The following is a 22,838-nucleotide window of genomic DNA, read 5'->3' on the forward strand; positions in this document are numbered from 1 at the left end:
CGGCCGCCCCTGTGACGTACGGGGTCCTCACTCCTCCAGGAGGGTGAGGGCCCCGTCCTCGTCCCGCGCGTAGCTGCCGGTCTCCGCGCCCTCCACCTTGCCGTGCTTGAGCCAGTGCTCGGACATGGTGTGCAGCAGTTTGGCCTTGCGCTCCCAGACGATCTGGTGGCCGGCGCAGGAGATCCGGAACATCAGCTTCTTCTTGCCGGGGATGTTCCGGTAGAGCTCGGGCGTGGAGAAGTACACCAGGCCGAGGTCCGGTGAGGTGTTGATGATCGAGTCGTGCTCCCCGTAGACGATGCAGACGGGCACCTTGTCGCCGAGGACGCCGTGGAGCTTGACCGTGGTCTTGTTCCAGCCCCACCAGTAGGAGTTGCGGATGCGGTTGAGTCCCTCCGGCTGTCCCGGCGTCGGGCCGCCCCAGGTGGCCCCGATCGTGTCGACCGCCATCATCGCCTTCCAGATCTCCTCGACCATGCCGTCCTCGCGCTGGTCCGGGCACCTGAGGTCGTTCTGCCAGGACCGTTCGAGGCCGCCCTTGGTGCCGACGGTCATCGGGTAGCCGAAGGCGCCCTCCGGCGTGGTCACCGGCAGGGACACGGGTGCGCCGAAGTCGGTCCCCGCCTTGCTGTCCCGGCCGTTCGGCGGGAAGATCGGTGCCGACAGGAAGAGGCTGCGCACCTTGCCGTGGCGCTGGATGGCATAGGGGCCGAGCTGCTGCGCGGCCGCGGACCAGCCGATGAGGTCGATCTTCGTCGCGCCGGTGCGGGCGAGGACGAAGTCGACGACCTTGTCGACCTCGTCCCAGTCGCTCTGGGAGTTGTTCAGCTGTGCCGCGTACTCCACCGGGCCGGTGTACGGCGTGGCGTTCGGGTTCGGGCTGAGCAGTGCCCGCTGGGCGGGGGCCGGGCTGACGTTCTGGTGCTTCTCCATCTTCGGCCGGGTGGAGAGGCCGGAGCCCTGCAGCTCCATCACGTAGACGTCGTAGCCGGCCTTGGCCAGCTCGGCGGCCCAGCTGTACTTCTTGTACGGCAGGTCGAAGGCGGCCACGGCCGGGACGCTCCGGCCGTGCAGCATGAGGACGGGTCTGCGGGGGCTGCTGGGGTTGGTGGCCACGTGCTCCCGGACGAAGAGCTTGGCCGGCTTTCCGACGTTGGCGGGGATGGTGGAGATGTGGTCCACGTAGAGGTCGTTCACGGTGGGTGGCATGGCGGGTTCCGTTCCCTCGGGCGGCCCGGGGCGGTGTCGCCCGGGCGTGGACAGGGTCCGCTCGGGCGGGCGGTGGACGGGGGCGACATGACCGTCGCGACCGGGCGACCGACCCGATCGGGTAGCGAGGGCGCTCCGATCGGCCGGGCGCGCGGGAGGGGCGCGCACCCGCTGGGGCATGGTCGACGGGTGTGACCTTCGCCGCTTGGGGCGGGGGGACTGGGCAGTCTGGTTACCCGCAAGTAGCATGGGGTCAGCAAGCGCGCGCTTAGCCGCGTGCCGGGCAGCGCGCCCGCAGCAGTGCCATCCCGCACCCTGGAGGAGAGCCATCGTGCCTCGTACCGTCAGGGACGTCGTCTTCGTCGACGGCGTCCGTACCCCGTTCGGCAAGGCGGGCCCGAAGGGCATCTACCACGAGACCCGCGCCGACGACCTCGTCGTGAAGGCCATCCGGGAGCTGCTGCGCCGCAACCCCGGTCTCGACCCGAAGAAGATCGACGAGGTCGCCATCGCCGCGACCACGCAGATCGGTGACCAGGGCCTGACCCTCGGCCGTACCGCCGGTATCCTCGCCGGGCTGCCGCAGTCGGTGCCGGGCTACTCCATCGACCGTATGTGCGCCGGTGCGCTGACCGCCGTGACCTCGGTCGCCGGTTCCATCGCCTTCGGTGCGTACGACGCCGTCATCGCCGGTGGTGTCGAGCACATGGGCCGCCACCCCATGGGCGAGGGCGTCGACCCGAACCCGCGCTTCGTCAGCGAGAAGCTGGTCGACGAGTCCGCCCTGTTCATGGGCATGACCGCCGAGAACCTGCACGACCGCTACCCGAGCATCACCAAGCAGCGCGCCGACGAGTACGCCGTGCGCTCGCAGGAGAAGGCCGCCAAGGCGTACGCCGACGGCAAGATCCAGCAGGACCTGGTGCCGATCTCGGTCCGCCGCACCTCCCCCGAGGGCGGGGAGACCGGCTGGGGCCTGGTCACCGCCGACGAGCCGATGCGCCCGGGCACCACCCTGGAGTCGCTGGCGGGCCTGAAGACGCCGTTCCGCGTCCACGGCAACGTCACCGCGGGCAACGCGGCCGGCCTGAACGACGGCGCCACCGCCTCGATCATCGCCTCCGAGGACTTCGCCCGCGAGAACAACCTCCCGGTGAAGATGCGCCTCGTCTCGTACGCCTTCGCCGGCGTCGAGCCCGAGGTCATGGGCTACGGCCCGATCCCGGCCACCGAGAAGGCCCTCGCCAAGGCCGGCCTGTCGATCGAGGACATCAACCTCTTCGAGATCAACGAGGCCTTCGCCGTCCAGGTCCTCGCCTTCCTGGAGCACTACGGCATCGCCGACGACGACGCCCGCGTCAACCAGTACGGCGGCGCCATCGCGTACGGCCACCCGCTCGCCTCCTCCGGCGTCCGTCTGATGACGCAGCTGGCCCGCCAGTTCGAGGAGCAGCCGGAGGTCCGCTACGGCCTCACCACCATGTGCGTCGGCTTCGGCATGGGCGCCACGGTCATCTGGGAGAACCCGAACCACAAGGACGCCGGAGGCAGCAAGTGAGCACCACCGCAGAGCTTCTGAAGGGCGCCGCCGAGCTCTTCCCGGACGAGGTCGTCACGTCCGCCCACGTACGGCACTTCGAACTCCCCGCGGGTGCGGGCCGGTTCGCGCTGATCACGCTGGACAACGGCTTCGACCACACCAAGCCGACCACCTTCGGCCCGCAGTCCCTCGCCAACCTGAACACGGCGATCGACCAGGTCGAGGCCGAGGCCGCGAACGGTGAGATCGTCGGCGTCGGCATCACCGGCAAGCCGTTCATCTTCGCCGTCGGCGCGGACCTCAAGGGCGTCGAGCTGCTGAAGCAGCACTCCGACGCGCTGGCCATCGGCAAGGGCGGCCACGACGTCTTCAAGCGTCTGTCCGGTCTGGCCGTGCCCACCTTCGCGTACTACAACGGCGCGGCGATGGGCGGCGGTGTCGAGGTCGGTCTGCACTGCACCTACCGCACCGTCTCCAAGGCCCTGCCGGCCTTCTCGCTGCCCGAGGTCTTCCTCGGTCTGGTGCCCGGCTGGGGCGGCTGCACGATCCTGCCGAACCTGATCGGCGCGGAGAAGGCCGTCCAGGTCATCATCGAGAACTCGCTGAACCAGAACCGCCAGCTCAAGGGCAAGCAGGTCTTCGAGCTCGGCATCGCCGACGCGATCTTCGAGGGCGCCGACTTCCTGGAGCAGTCGCTCATCTGGACCGCGTCCGTCCTCAAGGGCGACGTCACCGTCGAGCGTCCGGAGATCGACCGCGGTGAGGGCTGGGACCAGGCCGTCGCCAAGGGCCGCCTCGTCGCCGACTCCAAGGTGCACGGCGCCGCCCCGGCCGCCTACCGCGCCCTCGACATCATCGAGGCCGCCAAGGACGGCGACCTGCAGAAGGGCTTCGACGCCGAGGACCAGGCCCTCGCGGACCTGATCATGGGCGGCGAGCTGCGCGCCGGCATCTACGCCTTCAACCTGGTGCAGAAGCGCGCCAAGCGCCCGGCCGGCGCGCCGGACAAGTCGCTGGCCCGCCCGGTCACCAAGGTCGGTGTCGTCGGCGCCGGTCTGATGGCCTCCCAGCTGGCCCTGCTGTTCCTGCGCCGCCTCGAGGTGCCGGTCGTCCTGACCGACATCGACCAGGAGCGCGTCGACAAGGGCGTGGGCTACGTCCACGGCGAGATCGACAAGCTGCTCGGCAAGGGCCGCATCAACCAGGACAAGGCCAACCGCCTCAAGGGCCTGGTCTCCGGTGTGCTGGACAAGGCCGCGGGCTTCGCGGACGCGGACTTCATCATCGAGGCCGTGTTCGAGGAGATGAGCGTCAAGCAGAAGGTGTTCGCGGAGGTCGAGGCGGTCGCCCCGGCGCACGCGATCCTCGCCACCAACACCTCCTCGCTGTCGGTCTCCGAGATGGCCTCGAAGCTGCAGCACCCGGAGCGCGTGGTCGGCTTCCACTTCTTCAACCCGGTCGCGATCCTCCCGCTCCTGGAGATCGTCCGCGGCGAGAAGACGGACGACGCCTCGCTCGCCACCGCCTTCGGCGTGGCGAAGAAGCTGAAGAAGACCGCGGTCCTGACGAAGGACGCCCCGGCGTTCGTCGTGAACCGCATCCTGACCCGCTTCATGGGCGAGATCCAGAACATCATCGACGAGGGCACCCCGGTGGCCACGGCGGAGAAGGCGGTCGAGCCGCTGGGTCTGCCGATGTCCCCGCTGGTCCTCCTGGAGCTCGTCGGCCCGGCGATCGGTCTGCACGTCTCCGAGACCCTGAACCGCGCCTTCCCGGAGCGCTTCACCGTCTCCCCCAACCTGAAGGCCGTCGTCGAGGCCGGCAAGCGCGGCTTCTACGTCTACTCCGCCGAGAACGGCTTCAAGCCGGAGCTGGACCCCGAGGTCGCCGCGCTCCTCAAGCAGGGCGACACCGTCCTGACGGAGGAGCAGGCCCGCGACCGCGTCCTGGACGCGGTCGCGCAGGAGATCGGCCTGATGCTGGAGGAGGGTGTCGTCGCCGAGGCGCAGGACATCGACCTCTGCCTGATCACGGGCGCGGGCTGGCCCTTCCACCTGGGCGGCATCACGCCGTACCTGGACCGTGAGGGCGTCTCCGAGCGCGTCAACGGCAAGCGGTTCCTGGCGCAGGGCGTGGCGAGCGTCCCCGCGTAACACCGCAGGCAGCGCGCGAAAGCGTGGACGGGCCGTACGGATTCCCTCCGTACGGCCCGTCCGTCTGTCCGCGTCCCGGTGGGTGCCTCCCGGTCAGAACACCCGGACCGGGCCCAGGGGGCCGCCGGGGCCGGGGGACAACTGCCGGTGGACGTGCAGCCGGCCGTCCGTGCCGATGGTGGTGATCACCAGCGAGCCGTTCGCGTCGAGCGCCATGGCGGGCGCGTGCGTGAGCATCTCGCCGCGCTCGCGCCAGTGCGCCCCGGAGGCGTCCTTGTCGGGGACGGGCATGGAGACGACCAGCCGGCCGCGCGAACCCCGGTGGGCCAGGTACGCCTCACGGGCGCCGCGCTCCGGGGCCCACAGCGCGGCGATGGCGCCGGTGCCGCCGTGGCCGCCGACACCGGCTCCGGAGCCGGGCCAGCGTCCGTTGTCGTGCTGGCGGTAGGCCATGACCTGTCCGGTGGCCGCCTCGCGGAAGTACAGGCAGGTGCGACCGCCGCCGGAGTCGACCGCGGTGATGCCGCCGGTGGCGACCTTGCCGGTGGTGAGCGTGTCGTCGCGGACGAACGGCGCGCCGATGTCGCTCTGGTGGAAGCGGTGGACGGAGCCCTTGCCGGGCACGTACAGCTCGATCGCGCCGAGCTCGTTGCGCAGAGCGGTGCCGGCGTCCTGGACGAAGGAGCCGCCGAGGTCCTCCCAGGGGCCCCAGGCACCGTACTCGGTCTGGCGGCGCATGCTGACGCCCTGACCGAAGTTGCGGACGAAGACGTGGAGTCGGCCGGTGCCGTCGACGGCGGCGGACGGGACGCCCATCTCGCGCTGGTGGCGCCGGTCGGTGTGGTGCCAGTCCGGGTTCTCCAGGCTCTCCCAGTCGTAGAACCCGTTGCCCTCCGGGTCCTGCATCGTGTGCACGAGGTCGACGCTGACGTCTCCGCCCGGCACGTTCTGCCGGCGCAGGGCCACGACGTGGGCGGGGCCGCCCGGCTCCCCGGCCACCGCCAGGGTCGGGGAGATCCAGCCCTCGCCGACGAGGAAGGGGCCGCGCCAGTCGCCGGTGCCGGGTCCCGTCTCCGACCAGAAGGCCAGCCGGCCGGCGAGCACGCCGAAGGCGTTGAGCCGGCCGCCGGGGCCCAGCCGCAGCCAGTTCGCGTCGGGCGAGTAGCGGTAGGCGGCGCTGCACATGTGGGTGCTGCGGTACGGGTTGGTGCCGAGCTGGCGGTCGCCGCACTGCTCGCAGGTGCCCTGCGGACACTCGGTGGCGTCGAGTCCCGCGTACGTCGCCAGGTACTCGGCCTTCTCGGTGAGGGCGCTCGCGTCCAGGTTGTATCCCCAGAAGCGGTTGGAGTAGGCGCGGAAGTGCTCCACGACCGGGATCACCTGGGCGCCGGCCCGGTAGCGTTCGAGCGCGGCGAGCGCGAACTGGGTCGTGGCGGTGTGATCGAGGTGGTCCGACATGACGAACCCCTGCTTGCCGCCGTCGTGTTCGGGGTCGGGATCCATGGTGCGGACGGTGGTCGGCCTGGCGTACCCGAGCAGTGTCGTGAGGCCGCCGATGACCTGGTCTCGCGAGATGTGCTGCACTTCGGCGAGGGCGGAGCCACGGACCGGGAGGGTGGGCTGGGTGGCCGTCCGGCCGGCCCACAGATCGGTGATCCGACCGCGCGTTCCCTCCGGGGTGACGGCGCTCATGTGCAGCTGGCAGAAGAACATCTGCACCCGGGCGTCGGCCGCCAGGACGAAGCGTTCGACGGCGAAACCGGGCACGAGTTCGACGACGTCGCGGTTCCACGGGCCGTTGCGGTCACCGGTCGTCATCCGTGCGTAGGCGGAGCGCAGGCCGCAGCCGCGGGCGGTGCTGTAGCCGGTGAAGTCCGGCACCAGGGAGGTGCGCCGCGGGTTGTCGGTGTCGGCGTTGATGCCGTCGCCCTCGCCCGCGGTGAGGACGACGGTGGTGATCCGGTCGCCGTCCTGGAGGGCGCGCACCAGGTCGGGATTCATGAAGTACAGGTCGTCGTCCTGGTGGGCGACGATGTGCAGGATCGAGCGTGCGTCGTGGTTCATCGGTCCACCACGTTCATGGCCATGGCTCCAGACACTGAGCAGTAGGGACGGACCCGTACGGGTCGGGTGGGGTGTACGACGACGAAGCGGGACGCCTCGTCGGCTACCGGAACGGCCGGGTAGGCGTAGGCGCCCTTGACGTCCGGGAAGTCCTCGAAGAGGTGGCAGACGCGGACCTTGCGCCGGTCACCGGGAGCCGGTTGCAACCACCAGTCCCAGTCCTCCCAGCGGTCCAGCCGGTCGTCCACGACCTGCCGCAGCGGGACCTCGGCGTGGAAGGTCCGCTCGTCGAGGGCGTGGGCGGGGACCGAGACCTCGGTGCGGTGGTGGCCTCGGCGCACCAGGACGAAGCGGGCTCCGGGCCGGACGGGCCGCTCGGCGCAGAAGACACCGCTGACGGTGATCGAGTCGTCGGTGATCGCGACGTTGGTGCACTCGGCGTGCTCGGTGCGCAGGATGGTGCGCAGCATGAGCTTGCCGTTCGGCTGGGCGTAGGGCAGGTTCCAGATGACCGGTGCGCCCGCGGGGGACGCGAGGAGCCGTTCCCGTGCGGTGATCAGCGCCCGGGTGTCGCGGATGCCCGCCTTCATGTGCACGGTCTCGCCCTTGGCCGAGACCATCGTGACGCGCCAGCGGCCGTCTCCGAGCACGTCGAGGGCGGAGGGGGTGACGGCGGCCGTGTAGCGGGTCGCGCCGGACGGCAGTGTCCGGCGCGTGGTGCGCAGGGGCATGTCGGGCAGCCGGCGGGCGGCGCCGGGGTTCTGCCGCAGCTGGAAGGTCCAGCGGTGCTTGCCGTCCTCGGGGCCGTCGGCGGTGAACCGCAGCCAGCCGGAGTCGTCGGCGATGGTGTGCACCAGGGTGGTCTTGATGGTGGTGGGCGGTGCGCCGCCGCCCGGGCCGCGCCGCAGGGTCTTGCGGGACGGCTTGCGGTACCTGGGCTCGGCGGCGGCCCTGCGCTCCGCGGCCGCTTCGAAGAGCTCGACGTAGCGGTCGGCGATGACGGATGGGTCGTAGCGGGCGGAGTTGAGCAGGGCGGCCGCCCCCATGGCGCCGCGCAGCGCGTCGTCGCCCATCAGCCGGCGCAGGCCGGCGGCGATGGCGTCGGCGTCGCCGTTGGGGACGAGGAGGCCGTCCTCGCCGTCGCGCAGGATCTCTCGCGGGCCGACGGGGCAGTCCGTCGAGACCACGGGCAGGCCGCAGCGCATGGCCTCCACCAGTGTCATGCCGAAGGACTCGGCGCTCGACGTCACCGCCGCGATGGAGCCCTTGGCCCACTCCGACTCGATCGGCGAGAAGCCGCCCATCAGGAGGGTCTGCCCGGTCAGCCCGAGTTCGGTGACGAGGGCACGGAGCTTGGCGGCCTCGGCGCCGTCACCGTAGATCCGCAGCTGCCAGTCGGGGAACTCCTCGGCGACCTGGCCGAAGGCGCGGATCAACAGGTCGTAGCGCTTGACGTGGTGCATCCGGCCGGCGCTGACGACGACCTTGCGGCTGCCGTCGGACGGGGTGACGACGGGCTGGGGCACGCTGTTGGGAATGCCCGTCACGGGGACGCCGTCGATCGGTGTGTTCTCCATGAAGGACCGGGCGTCGGCGTCGGTGACGGTGGTGATGGCGTCGAGGCGCGGGTAGACCCGGGCCATCTCCTCGCGTACGGCGGGAGGGATGGCCAGGTGGGTCATGTGCTCCTGGGCCACGCGCAGCGCGGAGTCGCGGGTGAAGCGGGCGACGAAGAGGTTCAGGCTCGGCCGGGTGCCGACGACGACGTCGGCGTCCGTCTTCTTCAGGTGGTTGATGATGCGTTCGTCGGAGAGCCGGCTGTACTGCGCGTAGAACTCCTCCTGGCGGGGGACGACGGTGCTCGGCTCGTCGAGACCGTCCGCGCCGCGGTCGGCGCCGCTGCCGGCCCGCAGGTCGACCAGGGCCCGCACGGTGACCTGCGGGGAGATCTCGAACTTGGTGCTGCCGGCGCGGCGGAAGACGGAGACGATCTCGACCTCGTGCCGGGCGGACAGCGCCTCGGCCAGGTTGATCACGGTCCGGTTGGTGCCACCGATGCCGTAGATGTTGTTGATCAGGAAGGAGACCTTCATCGTTCCTGGGGCTCCTTCAGCTCGAAGGCACTGGGGATCGGGTAGTAGGCACGGAGGAAGCGGGCGAGCATGGCCGCCTGACGCACGACGTCCTGTCCGTCGGAGAGGGTGTCGTTGATGCAGAAGGCCTGCCGGTCGCGGCGGGCGAGCAGGATGCCGAAGCGCCGCTCGATCTCCCGCTTGGCGAGGTCGAGGTAGGCGAAGCGGATGTCGGAGGGCACGGCGCGTCCCGTGAAGTACGCGTAGTAGTGGTAGAGCGACGACGGAATGGAGATGTCGGTGGCGCTGCGGAACCGGCTGAGGGTGGTGGCCCGGTGCTGTTCGGCGAAGGCCTGCTCGATCTCGAAGAGCACGCTGCGGCGCAGCGGGTAGGGCGCGTGGCGCATCTTCTGCACGATGGACGAGCCGAAGCTCGCCTCCAGGATCCTGCGGTTGTTCTTGCCGGCGGCGTCCACCGGCCGGTCGCCGAGGGACAGGTCCCACTGGGGCACCTGCGAGGGTGACAGGAAGATCCGCGTCATCCCGTTGGACAGGAAGAAGTCCTGGGGTGTGACGGGGCTGCCGAGGAACATGTCGTCGTTGAAGTAAAGGAACTGCTCCGACAGGCCGTCGATGTGGTGCAGCCGGCTCTCGATGGCGTGCGAGTTGAAGGTGGGCAGCGCCTGCGGGTCGTCGAAGATCTCCGCGTGGTCGACCACCCGGATGCGCGGGTGGTTGGGGTCGAGCCAGTGCGGCCGCTGACGGTCGGTGACCAGGTAGATCCGGCGCACCCAGGGCGCGTGCTGCTCCAGGGAGCGCAGGGAGTAGCGCAGTTCGTCGCGGCTGATGTAGCGGGCGGCGTTGGCCGATTCCTCGTGGTAGCCGGTGTCACCGTAGCGTCTGCGCCGCTCCTGCCATGCCGGGTCGTTGCCGTCCACCCAGGTGTAGACGGCGTCCACGGGGAAGCGGACGTCCTCGGGCAGGGGCACGGCGCAGGGCGCGATGGTGCGGACGGTGCGGGTGCGGCGGCCGTGCAGTGCGGCGAAGCCGGTGAGCCTGCTGATGGGTACGTGGACGCGGGGGGCGTCCGCGGCCACGTCCTCGGTGACCCGGTTGGGGCGGGGTGCGACAAGGCGCCCCGCCTCGGGCAGCCAGAACTCGATGTCACAGCCGTATTCGAGGCCGAGCGACAGGGTGCCGCCCGGGTCGCGCCAGACCATGCCGACGCGAAGGACGGAGGCCTCGGCAGTCACCCGCAGGGCGCGACGGGTCCCGACCAGGGCGGGACGGCCGTACTCCTGACCGCCGTGCCACCGGGCGACGTACACGGGGGTCTGCGTCCCCGCTCTGCCGAGGGCGTCGCGGACGCGGGCGCGGTCGGCGAGGGACACGGCGAGACAGGCACGGAACTCGGAGCCGCCGCGCACCGCGAAGTGGTCGATGCCGGCGGCGTCGAGCGCCGAGGCGACCAGTTCGAGGTTGCCCTCCCGCAGTCCGAGCGGGGACGGGGTGGGGCGGACGAGCGCGATGAGGGCGCCGCGGTCGACGAGCGTGGCGAGCCGCTCCCCGCCGGCGAACAGGTCGGGCCAGCGGCGCCGGGCGCGCATCGCGCGCAGCGCGCGGGTGAGTCCGACGCCGAGCTGGAGCCGGCGCAGGAGTCGCTTGACGAGCGTGCGCAGGCGCATCGGCACGCGCCGGGCGATGGTGCGGCGCAGCCCGGTGGGCAGCAGGGCGCGGTAGACGCCGACCGCGGAGGACGCCTCGGGGTTCAGCGCGGTCATCCGGTGGCGTTTCCTTCCTCGTCCGCCAGGTGCTCGAAGGGGCTCTCCACCGGGAAGTAGCGCCGCAGGAAGGCGAGGACGGCGGCCGTACCGCCGCGGCCGCGCGCATCGGGGCTGTCGAGGCCGAAGAGCTGGAACTGCTGGACGTCCCTGCGCACGAGCAGCCGTTCGAGCCAGCGCTGCACGCCGGGCATGGCGGCGTGCAGGGCGATGGTGGTCTCGCCGGAGGGTTCCGCCAGGCCGGCGCAGTGCGCGGAGTGGTGGACGAGGCCGTCGAGCGGATGGGTGCCGGTCAGCTGGGGCAGCGCCTGGGTGTCGACGACGAAGTCGGTCCACTCGTAGCCCTCGGCCAGGGCGCCGAGCACCTGGCGGGTGTACGGCTGGGGGCCGCTGCCGTAGCCATGGGCCACGGCCCGCGTGGTGAAGGAGAACGCGGTGGCGGTCCAGGGCGCGGTGGCCTCCTCGGCCGTCCAGGGGCCACGCCGGGGGCGGGTGCCGCCCGCGGGCGTGAAGAAATCGAACGGGCGCACCGGGCGAGCGAGGACCGCTCCGGGCCGGAACAGCAGGAAGTGCTGGGCGACGTCGGGCAGTTCGTGGAGGTGCGCCTCGGCCTCGCGGCCGGCGGAGTGGACCGTCAGCCAGTCGCTGCGCCGGACCCACTGGGGGACGGGCGCGAGGGCGACGAGATGCACGATCTCGATCCACGGGGCGTACTGGTGGACGGAGCGCAGGGTGGCACGCAGGAGTTCCTCGGCCCAGGGGCCGGTGTGCTGCCACAGGACGACGGCGTCGACGGGGAAGGTGACCTCCTCGACCCGGACGATGTCGAAGGGCTCGGGGATCCTGGTCCGCTCCGCGGACGCGACGAGCTCGGCGTATCCGGTGAGCCGGTGGTGGTCCGCCCCGATCGTGGGGCCGTCCACCGGCACGACCCGCTGCACGCGGTTGGGGCGGGGACCGACGAGTCGCGGGGTGGCCAGGTCGGTGTTCAGGTTCCAGAACTCGATCTCGACGCCCTGGTTCTCACCGATCCACAGGGAGTGAGTCGGCTCGGTGCGCAGCCACGTCACCCGGATCACGCGGGCCTTGGCGAAGTGCTTCCAGGCCTTGAGATGGCTGCCGGGGATCTGGGCGCCGGAGCTGTCCGCGGGGGACACCGAGCTGAGGTATCCGGTCTGCTCCTCGAGCAGGGCACGCAGCACCCGCCGTACGGCCGGCTTGTGCTCCTTGGGTACGGCGAGGGCGGTGCGGCGGTCGTCCAAGGGGGGCACGGCGAACCAGGGAACGCCGGCCATGTCGAGGGCGCCGGTCACCAGGTCGTGGTCGAGGCGGCGGGCGCGGTCGGCGGTGAGCCGTGCGTGGACGTGGGCGACGCGCCCGTCGGGGGCCACGGTCCGGCCCTCGGGCCGGTGGGTGAAGCCGGCGTCCCGCACCTGCTGGAGGCTGCGCCGGTGCAGCCGTGACTCGCGTTCGGCCAGTGTGCGGGCCAGCCTGGTCTTGACCTTGCGGCGGACCGTGGGCGGCACCCGGCTGGCGGCGACGGCGCGCAGCGGCTGGGGAACGACCTTGTGGTAGACGCTGGCGGCGGAGCTCATCGACCCCGGTTCAGACATGACGACGGTTCCTGTTCACCGCTCGAAGGGACTGGGGGTCGGGAAGTAGGCGTTGAGGAAGCCGTCGAGCAGTTCCTGCTGTGCCTCCAGGTCCTCCGGGGTGGAGAAGGCGTCGTTGAGGCAGAACGAGTCCTGGTTGCGGCCGTCGAGGAGCCGCTGCAGCCGGTCCGCGAGGTCGGGCACGGCGAGCTGGAGGTAGGTGAAGGGCATCGAACCCGGCTGGGCGCGTCCGGTCAGGGCGGCGTAGTAGAGCGCGAAGGAGGACGTGGGCGACAGGTCGGTCATCGCCCGGAAGCGGCTGGCCGAGGTCCTGGCCCACGCCTGGGGGAAGTCGGCCTCCGCCTCGTACATGGCGCTGCGCCGCAGGGCGTAGGGGATGTGCTCCATCGGCTGGGTGATCACCCGGCCGAAGCGGGCCAGGAGCAGCGCGCGGTTGTTCTTGCAGGCGGCGTCGACGGGGGTGTCGGTTTCGACGACCGGGCCCTGCGGGATGCGGTTCCTGGACGGGAAGTAGCGGGCGGTGCCGGTGGGGGTGAAGAAGGCGTGCGGTGCCACGGGCCGCCCGATGAACATGTCGTCGTTGAAGTACAGGAAGTGCTCGGCGAGGCCGTCGATGTGGTGCAGCTGGCTCTCGATGGAGTGCGAGTTGAACGTCGGCAGATCGGACGGGTTCGCGAAGATCTCGCGGTGGCTGACCACGCGGATGCCGGGCACGTCCTCGCGCAGCCAGGCGGGGACCTGGTCGTCGGTGACGATGTAGATCGTCCGGATCCAGGGTGCGAAGAGGTGGAGCGATCTGACGGAGTAGCGCAGTTCGTCGCGGCTGATGAAGCGGGCGTCGCTGGCGGACTCCGCGTGGTAGATCTCGCCCTTGGCGGTGGCCTTGCGCTGCTTCCACGCCGGGTCCTGGCCGTCGACCCAGGTGTAGACGGCGTCGACGGGGAAGGAGATGTCCTCGACCGAGGGGACGAGGAACTCGGGACGGGTCATGAGGGCGGGCGCGTCGACGACGGGGGTGTGGTCGGAGACGAAGCGGCTGAACAGCCGGGCCGCTCCTCCGACGTTGACGCCGTCGGCGGCGACGGACCAGGTGACGCGGTTGGCGCGGGGCGCGACCAGGCGGTCGCCCTGGCGGCTCCAGAACTCGATCGTGCCGCCGTACTCGTGGCCGAGGACCAGGTGCCTGCCCGGGTCGGTCTGGAGCCAGCTCAGCCGGACGGCCACCGCCGTGCGGACGTCGCGCCAGGCCCTGGGGTCCTTGCTGGGGACGGGGCGGGCAGGGGTGGTGGGGTCCGGGCCGTACACGGTGAGGTGGCCCGGATACATCGTCAGGTAGCGGAAGAGGCCGCCGAGCACGCGCTCCCGGTCGTCCTCCGCGACCGCGACGACGGTGCCGTGGTCGGTGGTGCCGCGAACGGCGAAGTAGGGGACGCCGACGTGTTCCAGGAGTTCCGCCACGGCCTCCCGGTTCATCTCCCGGGCGGCGAGCGGACGCACCCGGGGGTTGACGTACGCCTCGTCGCCGGTGTCGCCGACGGGGACCCTGGGGGACGGCACCCGTGCGGCGCCGCCCGCGTCCGCGGTCGTCCCGCTCTCCGTATACGCCTCTGCCACCTGCCCGGGCACGGTCATGAGCCCCTCCCCTCCCTACTGCTGTGTCCTGCGCCTCGCGAGCGCCTCCGGACGTACGGAAGCACCGCGGGAAATGGATGTGGATAAATCGATAAATGCGGGGCGTCATTGCCCCGCCGCATGGAGCTGCCGCGCGAGCTCCGGCCGGCCGCGGCCTCCCCTGCCACGCCGGTGTGTGTTCCCTTCCCCCCTCGTTCCGTCAGACGGTCACCCATCCGCCGAGGAGCAGCCCCGGCACCGTGGTGTCCTGGCGTGCCACCCGCAGGCGACCGTCCGGATCGAGCGAGGCGACGACGAGCCTGCCGAAGGCGTCGACGGCTGCGGCCGGTTCGCGGACCCCCTGTCCGCCCGTCCGCTCCCACCACACGTCGACGGGCTCGTGGTCCGTCGCGAAGGCGGCGACCGCCGTGTCCCCGTCGGGAGCGCGCTGCAGCAGCACCGTGCAGTCGTATCCGTCGATCGCCTGGCGGGCGAGAGTCGCTCCCGCTCCCCCGACGCCGCCGATCCGGGTGGTGACGCCGTCGGTGCGCAGGGCCCACAGGGCTCCGTCGCGGACGTCGGAGCCGTACACCGTCACCCGGCCGGGGCCGGTCGGCTGTGCGATCAGGGACGATCCGGGGATCGGCAGCAGGGGCAGCGGGTGCGGGCTGCGGACCAGGTCCTCCTCGGCGTCGTCCGGGGCACGGTGCCAGCGGATCACGCCGCCTTCCGACGGCGCGAAGACCTCCGGCCGGCCCTGCTCGTCGAGCACGGCCGCGAGTCCGTCGGTCACACCCGCGCCCGCTCGGTCGACCCACGGCCCCCACGAGCCGTTCCTGCCCTGCGTCCGGGAGCTGACGCCCCGCCCGAAGTTGCGGGCGAAGACGTGCGGACTCCCCTCCGCGTCCACGACGACGCACGGGACCCCGACCTCGCGGCTCTTGACCGGGTGATCGCCGTTGGGGCTGCCGAGGGACCGCCACTGGCCCACCGGACGGCCGGTCTGGTACTGCACCGCGTGCATGACCTCGACCCTGGCTCCGCCGGCCTTGGCCGGGGTACGACGAAGGGACACCAGGTGGACCCAGCCCTCCGGGCTCTGGGCCACCGACAGGACGGGCAGCAGCGACGGGGCGTCCGGCAGCTTCTCCGCGGTCCAGCCGGGCCCGCCGGGCTCGGTCTCGGTCCAGCGCGCGACGCCTCCGCCGACGGCGGCGTACGCGGTGAGCCGCCCGTCCGCGCCGCGGGTCAGCCAGATCCGGCGGCCGGGGTAGCGCACCACCGCGCCGGCGGGCGCGGCGGGAACGTCACAGGGCCCGCCCGCACGGAAGCACTCCACGACGAGGCCCGTCACGTCCGGGGCGTCCGCCCGCAGCCGTACGGCTTCGAGCACGGCCTGGGCGACGGCGGCGTGCTCGGGGTGGTCGACGTGCGTGGCGGTCTCGCCGTCCCAGGCGACGTGGCCCGGGTCGGGGTCGGTGGTGCGCAGCACCGTCGCCGGGAAACGTTCGAGCAGGGCGACGGTCCGGCCGGTGAGTTCGGCGGCGCCGTCGGAGCGCCGGGGCTCGTCGCCGTCAACGAAGCAGATCTCGACGTGGGGTGCCGAGGAGAGGGTGTGGATGTCCAGGACGGTACCGTCGGGGAGCCGCTCCCCGCGCCGGTGCCAGGTGTCCCCCCGCCCCAGCGCTTCGAGCAGAAGGGCGGCGGCGTCGGGGCCGCCGGATGCGAGGCTGACCACGGTCAGCGCCCGGCCGGGATCGGCCAGGGCCTCCTGGACATCGGCTCGGGTGACGGTCAGCGCGTCGGCGGGATGGGCGACGACGTGCAGGACCCGCCGCCGGTCGGAGGCATCGGCGCGAGCGACCCGCCCGGCATCGGCCTGACGGGCGACATGCCGCCGCCCGCGGTCCGCAGCCCGCCGCTCACCCTTGGTACGCCCCCGGCTCACCGAACCGCTCCTCGCTTCTCACTTCACAGCCCCCTCACATTACACACACTTTAATGTCTCCTTCCGTTGAGGAAGGAACAACTTCCGTGAGATAGGCAACCGCCGGGCCGCGAAACGCGTCAGGGTTTCGCGGCCCCCTTCGCGGCCGGTGGACCGGCTCCGCCGGCGGTCGAAAATCTGTCTATAGTGCGGGGTCAGCCACTTGTTGTCCGTGGACCGGCACCCCCCACCCGAGTCCCCACCAGCCGCCCGTCACGGGCCTTTGAGCAGAGGACTCGCGCCGCATGAGCGACCCGACCACGACCGGACGCACGCCTCGGGGCCGACGCCGCGGACGGCGGCTGGGCAGGAGGATCGCGCTGACGCTGCTCGTGCTCGTCCTGGCCGCAGGCGGCACCGCGTACTGGATGTACGCGAACCTCGACGGCAACATCAGGGCCGCCGTCGACCTCGACAAGGAGCTCGGCGACAACCGCCCGCCGAAGACGCCGACCTCCGGCCAGAACCTGCTGGTGCTCGGGTCCGACTCGCGCGCCGGGGCCAACGGGGCGCTGGACGGTGCGGCGGTGAGCGGGGCGCGGTCCGACACGGCGCTGGTGGTGCACATACCCGAGGGCCGTTCGAAGGCCGTGGCGGTGAGCATTCCGCGTGACACCCTGGTGACCCGGCCGGAGTGCGGCCGCGAGGGCGGCGGGACGGCCCCGTCCGCCGAGCGCGTGATGTTCAACTCCATCTACTCGCAGTACGGTCCGGCGTGCGTGGTGAAGACCGTCGAGAAGATGTCGGGCGTCCGCCTCGACCACTACGTGGAGATCGACTTCGCCGGGTTCAAGGACCTGGTCGACGCCATCGGCGGGGTGACCGTCGACATCGACGAGCCCATCAAGGACCGCAACTCCGGTCTCGACCTGGCCGCCGGCCCCCAGCGCCTCGACGGCACGCAGTCCCTCGCCTTCGTCCGGACCCGTTACGGGGTCGGCGACGGCAGCGACCTCGGCCGCATCGGCAACCAGCAGAAGTTCCTCACCGCCCTGCTGACCGAGGTCAAGAAGCAGGATCTGCTGGGCAGTCCCGCCAAGACGTACGAGATCGCCGACTCGATGACGAAGTCCCTCACCACCGACTCGGAGCTCGCCTCCCTGACCGCGCTCAGCGACTACGCCCGCAGCCTCAACGGCGTCGACCCGGCCAACATGGAGACGATCATGCTCCCGGTTGCCTACGACAAGCGGGACCGGAACCGGGTCGTCGCCTACGAGCCCCACGCCTCCCGGCTGTGGAAGGCGATCCGCGAGGACCTGCACATCCCGGACGAGGTGCGGAAGTCACCCGCCACCGGCGGGTGAGGGACCGGCGGCTGACGGTCCGCCACGCCGGGAGCTGAGATCCTGGGGGCATGACTCTGCCTCTGCTCGTCGTCGACGGCGCCAATGTCGTGGGCTCGGTCCCCGACGGCTGGTGGAAGGACCGGCGCGGGGCCGCCGAGCGGCTGCGGGACCGGCTCGCCGAGCGGGGCGGGCCGCAGGACGGGCCGCTTCCCGGGCCTTTTGAGATCGTCCTCGTCGTGGAGGGCAGGGCCCGTGGCGTGGCGTCCGTCCCCGGAGTTCGGGTCGAGGAGGCCCCCGGCAGCGGGGACGACCTGATCACGGAGCTGGCCCGGAGCGCGGCGGGCCGGCCGTGCCTGGTGGTGACGGCCGACCGGGAGCTGAGGCGGCGGGTGGAGGAGGCCGGCGCGCTGACCACGGGGCCCCGCGCCGTTTTCCCGTAGCGCCCATGATCATCTGTGGATAGGATCCTTCGCTTCGCCCCTTTCCACCCGATGACGGGAACACCCATGCGCATACGCGCCCTCAGACGGCTCGCCGTCGCCTCCGCCCTCCTCGTCGCCGGCTCCCTCCTCGGGACGCCCCCGGCCCTCGCCGAGGACCCCGTCCCGGTCACGGTCCGCGCCAAGGCGGTCTTCAACGACCCGGCGACCAGCCCGAACGCCGTGCGCGACGAGCTGGTGGCACTCATCCGGAACACGGAAGCCGGCGGGCTGATCCGCGGCTCCGTCTACACCTTCACCGACGGCGTGGTCAGTGACGCGCTGGCCGCGGCCCACCGGGACAGGGGCGTACGCGTCCAGGTCCTCTTCGACCACGAGGCCGTGGCCGACACGACGCTGGTGAACGGGGTGTCGAAGCCGACCGGCAGCGAGTACTCCACGCTGGGGCAGCGGCTCGGCCGCGTCGTGCGGTACGGCGAGAGCGTCGACGCCGACACCGCCGGTTCCTTCGTGCTCGCCTGCCCGGAGAAGCGCGGCTGCATCGGCAACCGGGCGCTGAAGCAGGCCGACGGCAGCGTCGAACACGCCATCAACCACAACAAGTTCGTCCTGTTCTCGAAGGTCGGATCCACCCCGAACGTGGTCTTCCAGTCCTCCGCGAACCTCACGGCCAACCATCGCGCGGAGTTCTTCAACAACGCGGTGACCGTCCCGCACACGGGGCTCTACGAGGAGTACGGCCGCTACTGGAAGGACCAGCTCACCCACGGCACCAGCGGCGCCGGGCTTGCCGACTACTACCGCACCACGGACGTGGGGGCGTACAAGACCTACTTCTTCCCCCGCATCGAGTCCGACCGGGACACCGAGGACGACTCCCCCGTGGACCCGCGGCAGGACCCGGACACCGACACCGTCGTGTCCCTGCTGAAGAACGTCTCCTGCCCCGCGTCGCCCGTGACGGAGATCCGGGTCGCGATGTACGCCTTCACCCGTACCCCGGTCGCCGAGCGGCTGGCCGCTCTCCAGGCCGCCGGCTGCCGGGTGCACGTGGTGGTGAACGGGGACAAGGGCAACGTCGGATCAGGGGTGCGCGCCGCGCTCACCTCGGCGGGCCTGACGACCCTGCGGCAGTGCACGCGCTCCGCGGGCGTCTCGTACGGCGTCCACTCCAAGTACCTGCTGATCGACGGTTCCTACCTGGGTGCCGCGCGCAAGCTGGTCTTCACCGGCAGCCACAACTACACGTATCCGAACCTGCGTTCGCAGGACGAGACGCTGCTGAAGATCGACCAGTCCGAGATCTTCGAGGCCTACCGGCAGAACTTCGACACGACCCTGCTGGGCAGCGCCTCCTGCCAGGGGGCGCTGCCCACCGCGTCCTGATCAGTACTTCGCGTCCTGCCCCATCCGGCCGAGGCGGCTGTGGCCGCGCCCGTACAGGAAGTAGACGACGATGCCGATCGCCATCCAGACCCCGAAGCGGAACCAGGTCTCGCCCGGCAGGTTGAGCATCAGCCAGAGCGAGGCGGCGATGGAGAGGATCGGCAGCGCCGGCACCCACGGGGTGCGGAAGGCGCGGTGCAGGTCGGGCCGGGTGCGGCGCAGGATGATCACGCCGGCGGCCACCATGACGAAGGCGAAGAGGGTGCCGATGTTCACCAGGGTGGCGAGCTCGTCGATGCTGGTGAAGCCGGCGACGATCGCGATGACCACGCCGAGCAGGATGGTCGGCCGGTAGGGCGTCTTGAACTTCGGGTGGGTCACCGAGAAGAAGCGCGGCAGCAGTCCGTCGCGGCTCATCGCGAAGAAGACGCGGGTCTGGCCGAGCAGCAGGATCAGACAGACCGTGGTGAGGCCGACGGCGGCTCCGAAGCTGATGACGCCCGCGTAGAACGGGTGGCCGACGGATTTGAAGGCGTCGGCGAGCGGGGCGCTGGTGGACAGCTCCGTGTAGTGCTGCATGCCCGTGACGACGAGCGCGACGGCCACATACAGCACGGTGCAGATGAAGAGCGAGCCGAGGATGCCGCGCGGCATGTCGCGCTGCGGGAGCTTGGTCTCCTCGGCGGCGGTGGCGACGACGTCGAAGCCGATGAAGGCGAAGAAGACGACCGAGGCGGCGGTGAAGATGCCCATCACGCCGAAGTTGGTGGGCTCGTAGCCGAAGATCAGCTGGACCATCGGCGAGTCCCAGCCGGAGCCGCCGCCCTCCGGGGTGACGGCCGGCGGGACGAAGGGCTTGTAGTTGTCGCCGACGACGAAGAACAGGCCCGCGATGATCACGATCATGACCACGGTCACCTTGATGGCGACGACGAGGGCGGTGATCCGGGCGGACAGCTTCATGCCGACGACGAGGATCGCGGTCAGCACCAGGACCAGCACGAAGGCCAGGATGTCGAACGATCCGCCTGGCGCGTCCGGGCCTTCCATCCAGGCTGGTAGCTGCCAGCCCGCGTTGTCCATGAGGGAGCGCACGTATCCGGACCAGCCGACGGCGACGACGGCGGTGCCGAGCGCGAACTCCAGGACGAGGTCCCAGCCGATGATCCAGGCCGGCAGCTCGCCGATGGAGGCGTACGCGAAGGTGTACGCCGAACCGGCGACCGGCACCGTCGAGGCGAACTCCGCGTAACACAGGGCCGCGAGCGCGCAGACGATGCCGGCGGCGACGAAGGCGAGGGCGGTGGCCGGCCCCGCGTTCTCCTTGGCGACCTTGCCGGTGAGGACGAAGATGCCGGTGCCGATGATGACGCCGACGCCGAAGACGGTCAGGTCCCATGCGGACAGGGATTTCTTGAGCGCGTGCTCCGGTTCCTCCGTGTCACGGATCGACTGTTCGACCGTTTTCGTCCGGAACATCCCGGAATTCGCGCGTGGCTGCTGGTCCGTACTCACCGTCGCACCTCCTGGCACTGGGCTGCCCGTCCTCAGCACAGAATGCACGGATAAGGGCCGGTCGGCACCCGTAAGGGTGGTCCGACCGGCCCAAAGGTGACGCGGTGTGACCGAGAAGGGTCAGTCGCGGGCGGGCTCCACGGCCTGCGCGCTGCTCTCGAAACGGCCGTCGAGGCGGGAGACCAGACCGGTGACCTGGCGCGCGATGTCCGGGGCGGTCAGGCCGATCTCCGCAAGGACCTCGCCGCGGGAGGCGTGGTCGAGGAAGCGCGGCGGAATGCCGAAGTCACGCAGCGGCACGTCCACGCCCGCGTCGCGCAGCGCCTGCGCGACGGCCGAGCCGACTCCGCCGACGCGGCTGTTGTCCTCGACGGTGACGACCACCCGGTGCTGGTCGGCCAGCGGGGCGAGGGCCTCGTCGACCGGCTTGACCCAGCGGGGGTCCACCACGGTGGTGGAGATGCCCTGCTTGTCGAGCAGGTCGGCGATCTCCAGGCACATGGGCGCGAGGGCGCCCACGGAGACCAGGAGCACGTCGGGCGTGTCGGTGCCGGCCTCGCGCAGCACGTCCATGCCGCCGACCCGGCCCACGGCGGGGACGGCCGGGCCGACCGCGCCCTTGGAGAAGCGGACCACGGTGGGGGCGTCGGTGACCTCGACGGCCTCGCGCAGCTGGGCGCGGACCTGGTCGGCGTCGCGCGGGGCGGCGAGCCGCAGACCGGGCACGACCTGGAGGATCGACATGTCCCACATGCCGTTGTGGGAGGCGCCGTCGGTACCGGTGACACCGGCCCGGTCCAGGACGAAGGTGACGCCGCACTTGTGCAGGGCCACGTCCATCAGGACCTGGTCGAAGGCCCGGTTGAGGAAGGTCGCGTAGACCGCGAAGACCGGGTGCAGGCCGCCGGTGGCGAGGCCCGCCGCGGAGACCGCGGCGTGCTGCTCGGCGATGCCGACGTCGAACACCCGCTCGGGGAAGGCCTTGGCGAACCGGTCGAGGCCGACCGGCTGGAGCATCGCGGCGGTGATGGCGACGATGTCCTCGCGCTCCTTGCCGAGCGCGACCATCTCGTCGGCGAAGACGCCGGTCCAGTCGGCCCCGGACGAGGAGATCGGCAGACCGGTGTCGGGGTGGATCTTGCCGACGGCGTGGAAGCGGTCGGCCTCGTCCTGGAGGGCCGGCTGGTAGCCGCGGCCCTTCTCGGTGAGGCAGTGCACGATGACCGGACCGCCGAAGCGCTTGGCGCGGGTGAGCGCGGACTCCAGGGCCTCGATGTCGTGGCCGTCGATCGGACCGACGTACTTCAGGCCGAGGTCCTCGAACATGCCCTGCGGGGCGATGAAGTCCTTCAGGCCCTTCTTGGCGCCGTGCAGGGTCTCGTAGAGCGGCTTCCCGACGACGGGAGTGCGCTCCAGGATGTCCTTGCCGCGGGCGAGGAAGCGCTCGTAGCCGTCGGTGGTGCGCAGGGTCGCCAGGTGGTTGGCGAGGCCGCCGATGGTGGGGGCGTAGGAGCGCTCGTTGTCGTTGACGACGATGACGAGCGGGCGGTCCTTGGCGGCGGCGATGTTGTTCAGCGCCTCCCAGGCCATGCCGCCGGTGAGGGCCCCGTCGCCGATGACGGCGACGACGTGGTCGTCCTTGCGGAGGATCTCGTTGGCCTTGGCGAGTCCGTCGGCCCAGCCGAGGACGGTCGAGGCGTGCGAGTTCTCGATGACGTCGTGCTCGGACTCGGCCTGCGAGGGATAGCCGGACAGGCCGCCCTTCATCTTGAGCTTGGAGAAGTCCTGGCGGCCGGTGAGCAGCTTGTGCACATAGCTCTGGTGGCCGGTGTCCCACAGGACCTTGTCCTTGGGGGAGTCGAAGACGCGGTGCAGGGCGATGGTCAGCTCGACCACGCCGAGGTTGGGACCGAGGTGCCCGCCGGTCTTGGAGACGGCGTCCACGAGGAACGACCTGATCTCTTCGGCCAGCTGGTCCAGCTGTTCCGAGGAGAGCCGGTCCAGATCTCGCGGTCCCCTGATACGGGTCAGCAGAGCCACCCGTGCCTCCTTGCGTTTGAACTGGTCGAGCTTGCCGATTTGTCGAGTCTAATGTTCCGTCTTGGATCGTGGGCATCGGGCCGTGGCTTGCGCGCCATTCCCCCGGCCGACACGCCGATACCCCCGACAGGGGGTCAC

Annotated in this window: 14 protein-coding genes; 5 read left to right on the forward strand and 9 right to left on the reverse strand. The window is 71.2% G+C overall.

Features of this window, described 5'->3' with window-relative positions:
- Positions 1-27 precede the first annotated feature (27 nt).
- Entirely contained in the window at positions 28-1,209 is a 1,182-nt protein-coding gene (locus tag ACFY7C_RS07715; RefSeq protein WP_389645252.1) for an alpha/beta fold hydrolase, read from the reverse strand.
- A gap of 331 nt (positions 1,210-1,540) precedes the next feature.
- On the opposite strand from ACFY7C_RS07715, the gene ACFY7C_RS07720 reads away from it, so the two are divergent.
- Positions 1,541-2,767 carry a thiolase family protein gene (locus ACFY7C_RS07720; RefSeq protein ID WP_389645255.1) on the forward strand — a complete coding sequence of 409 codons (1,227 nt, stop codon included), beginning with the start codon at positions 1,541-1,543 and terminating at the stop codon, positions 2,765-2,767.
- Positions 2,764-4,902, forward strand: coding sequence for a 3-hydroxyacyl-CoA dehydrogenase NAD-binding domain-containing protein (locus tag ACFY7C_RS07725; RefSeq protein ID WP_389645257.1), 2,139 nt, complete (start codon positions 2,764-2,766; stop codon positions 4,900-4,902). Before ACFY7C_RS07720 ends, ACFY7C_RS07725 begins: the two co-directional genes overlap by 4 nt.
- A gap of 93 nt (positions 4,903-4,995) precedes the next feature.
- Here ACFY7C_RS07725 and ACFY7C_RS07730 read toward each other — a convergent pair whose 3' ends face one another.
- The 6 genes from ACFY7C_RS07730 to ACFY7C_RS07755 form a co-directional block, all read right to left on the reverse strand.
- The gene (locus ACFY7C_RS07730) at positions 4,996-6,966 is read right to left on the reverse strand and encodes a hypothetical protein (RefSeq protein ID WP_389645260.1); all 1,971 of its coding nucleotides are present in this window, start codon (positions 6,964-6,966) and stop codon (positions 4,996-4,998) included.
- Positions 6,963-9,059, reverse strand: a complete 2,097-nt coding sequence (locus ACFY7C_RS07735) for a glycosyltransferase family 4 protein (protein WP_389645263.1) — start codon at positions 9,057-9,059, stop codon at positions 6,963-6,965. Before ACFY7C_RS07735 ends, ACFY7C_RS07730 begins: the two co-directional genes overlap by 4 nt.
- Positions 9,056-10,819, reverse strand: a complete 1,764-nt coding sequence (locus ACFY7C_RS07740; RefSeq protein ID WP_389645266.1) for a stealth conserved region 3 domain-containing protein — start codon at positions 10,817-10,819, stop codon at positions 9,056-9,058. Before ACFY7C_RS07740 ends, ACFY7C_RS07735 begins: the two co-directional genes overlap by 4 nt.
- A complete protein-coding gene (locus ACFY7C_RS07745; RefSeq protein ID WP_389645269.1) occupies positions 10,816-12,432 on the reverse strand; it encodes a sugar phosphotransferase in 1,617 nt (538 codons plus the stop codon). The genes ACFY7C_RS07740 and ACFY7C_RS07745 overlap by 4 nt, the downstream gene beginning before the upstream one ends.
- Before the next feature lie 15 nt (positions 12,433-12,447).
- A complete protein-coding gene (locus ACFY7C_RS07750; protein ID WP_389646066.1) occupies positions 12,448-13,905 on the reverse strand; it encodes a stealth family protein in 1,458 nt (485 codons plus the stop codon).
- 358 nt (positions 13,906-14,263) lie between these two features.
- Positions 14,264-15,991, reverse strand: a complete 1,728-nt coding sequence (locus ACFY7C_RS07755; RefSeq protein ID WP_389645272.1) for a hypothetical protein — start codon at positions 15,989-15,991, stop codon at positions 14,264-14,266.
- 284 nt (positions 15,992-16,275) lie between these two features.
- Between ACFY7C_RS07755 and ACFY7C_RS07760 the strand changes: the two genes are divergently transcribed.
- From ACFY7C_RS07760 to ACFY7C_RS07770, 3 genes are all read left to right on the forward strand, one after another.
- Positions 16,276-17,337 carry an LCP family protein gene (locus ACFY7C_RS07760; RefSeq protein WP_389645274.1) on the forward strand — a complete coding sequence of 354 codons (1,062 nt, stop codon included), beginning with the start codon at positions 16,276-16,278 and terminating at the stop codon, positions 17,335-17,337.
- Between the two features lie 50 nt (positions 17,338-17,387).
- On the forward strand, positions 17,388-17,759 hold the full coding sequence (locus ACFY7C_RS07765) for an NTP pyrophosphohydrolase (RefSeq protein WP_389645277.1): 372 nt from the start codon (positions 17,388-17,390) through the stop codon (positions 17,757-17,759).
- A gap of 66 nt (positions 17,760-17,825) precedes the next feature.
- Positions 17,826-19,145, forward strand: a complete 1,320-nt coding sequence (locus ACFY7C_RS07770) for a phospholipase D-like domain-containing protein (protein WP_389645280.1) — start codon at positions 17,826-17,828, stop codon at positions 19,143-19,145.
- Here the strand turns inward: ACFY7C_RS07770 and ACFY7C_RS07775 are convergent, their stop codons facing one another.
- Together ACFY7C_RS07775 and dxs are read right to left on the reverse strand one after the other, a co-directional pair.
- Entirely contained in the window at positions 19,146-20,624 is a 1,479-nt protein-coding gene (locus tag ACFY7C_RS07775; RefSeq protein WP_389645283.1) for an amino acid permease, read from the reverse strand.
- 156 nt (positions 20,625-20,780) lie between these two features.
- Positions 20,781-22,700, reverse strand: coding sequence for a 1-deoxy-D-xylulose-5-phosphate synthase (gene dxs / locus ACFY7C_RS07780; RefSeq protein ID WP_389645286.1), 1,920 nt, complete (start codon positions 22,698-22,700; stop codon positions 20,781-20,783).
- Positions 22,701-22,838 lie beyond the last annotated feature (138 nt).

It is taken from the genome of Streptomyces sp. NPDC012769 (assembly GCF_042901205.1).
GTDB lineage: Bacteria > Actinomycetota > Actinomycetes > Streptomycetales > Streptomycetaceae > Streptomyces.

Coding starts and splice junctions, on each gene's coding strand:
- ACFY7C_RS07760 (WP_389645274.1), top strand. CDS start 16,276: ATGAGCGACCCGACCACGACCGGACGCACGCCTCGGGGCCGACGCCGC.
- ACFY7C_RS07740 (WP_389645266.1), bottom strand. CDS start 10,819: ATGACCGCGCTGAACCCCGAGGCGTCCTCCGCGGTCGGCGTCTACCGC.
- ACFY7C_RS07770 (WP_389645280.1), top strand. CDS start 17,826: ATGCGCATACGCGCCCTCAGACGGCTCGCCGTCGCCTCCGCCCTCCTC.
- ACFY7C_RS07730 (WP_389645260.1), bottom strand. CDS start 6,966: ATGAACCACGACGCACGCTCGATCCTGCACATCGTCGCCCACCAGGAC.
- ACFY7C_RS07715 (WP_389645252.1), bottom strand. CDS start 1,209: ATGCCACCCACCGTGAACGACCTCTACGTGGACCACATCTCCACCATC.
- ACFY7C_RS07765 (WP_389645277.1), top strand. CDS start 17,388: ATGACTCTGCCTCTGCTCGTCGTCGACGGCGCCAATGTCGTGGGCTCG.
- ACFY7C_RS07745 (WP_389645269.1), bottom strand. CDS start 12,432: ATGTCTGAACCGGGGTCGATGAGCTCCGCCGCCAGCGTCTACCACAAG.
- ACFY7C_RS07735 (WP_389645263.1), bottom strand. CDS start 9,059: ATGAAGGTCTCCTTCCTGATCAACAACATCTACGGCATCGGTGGCACC.
- ACFY7C_RS07775 (WP_389645283.1), bottom strand. CDS start 20,624: ATGTTCCGGACGAAAACGGTCGAACAGTCGATCCGTGACACGGAGGAA.
- ACFY7C_RS07750 (WP_389646066.1), bottom strand. CDS start 13,905: ATGAACCGGGAGGCCGTGGCGGAACTCCTGGAACACGTCGGCGTCCCC.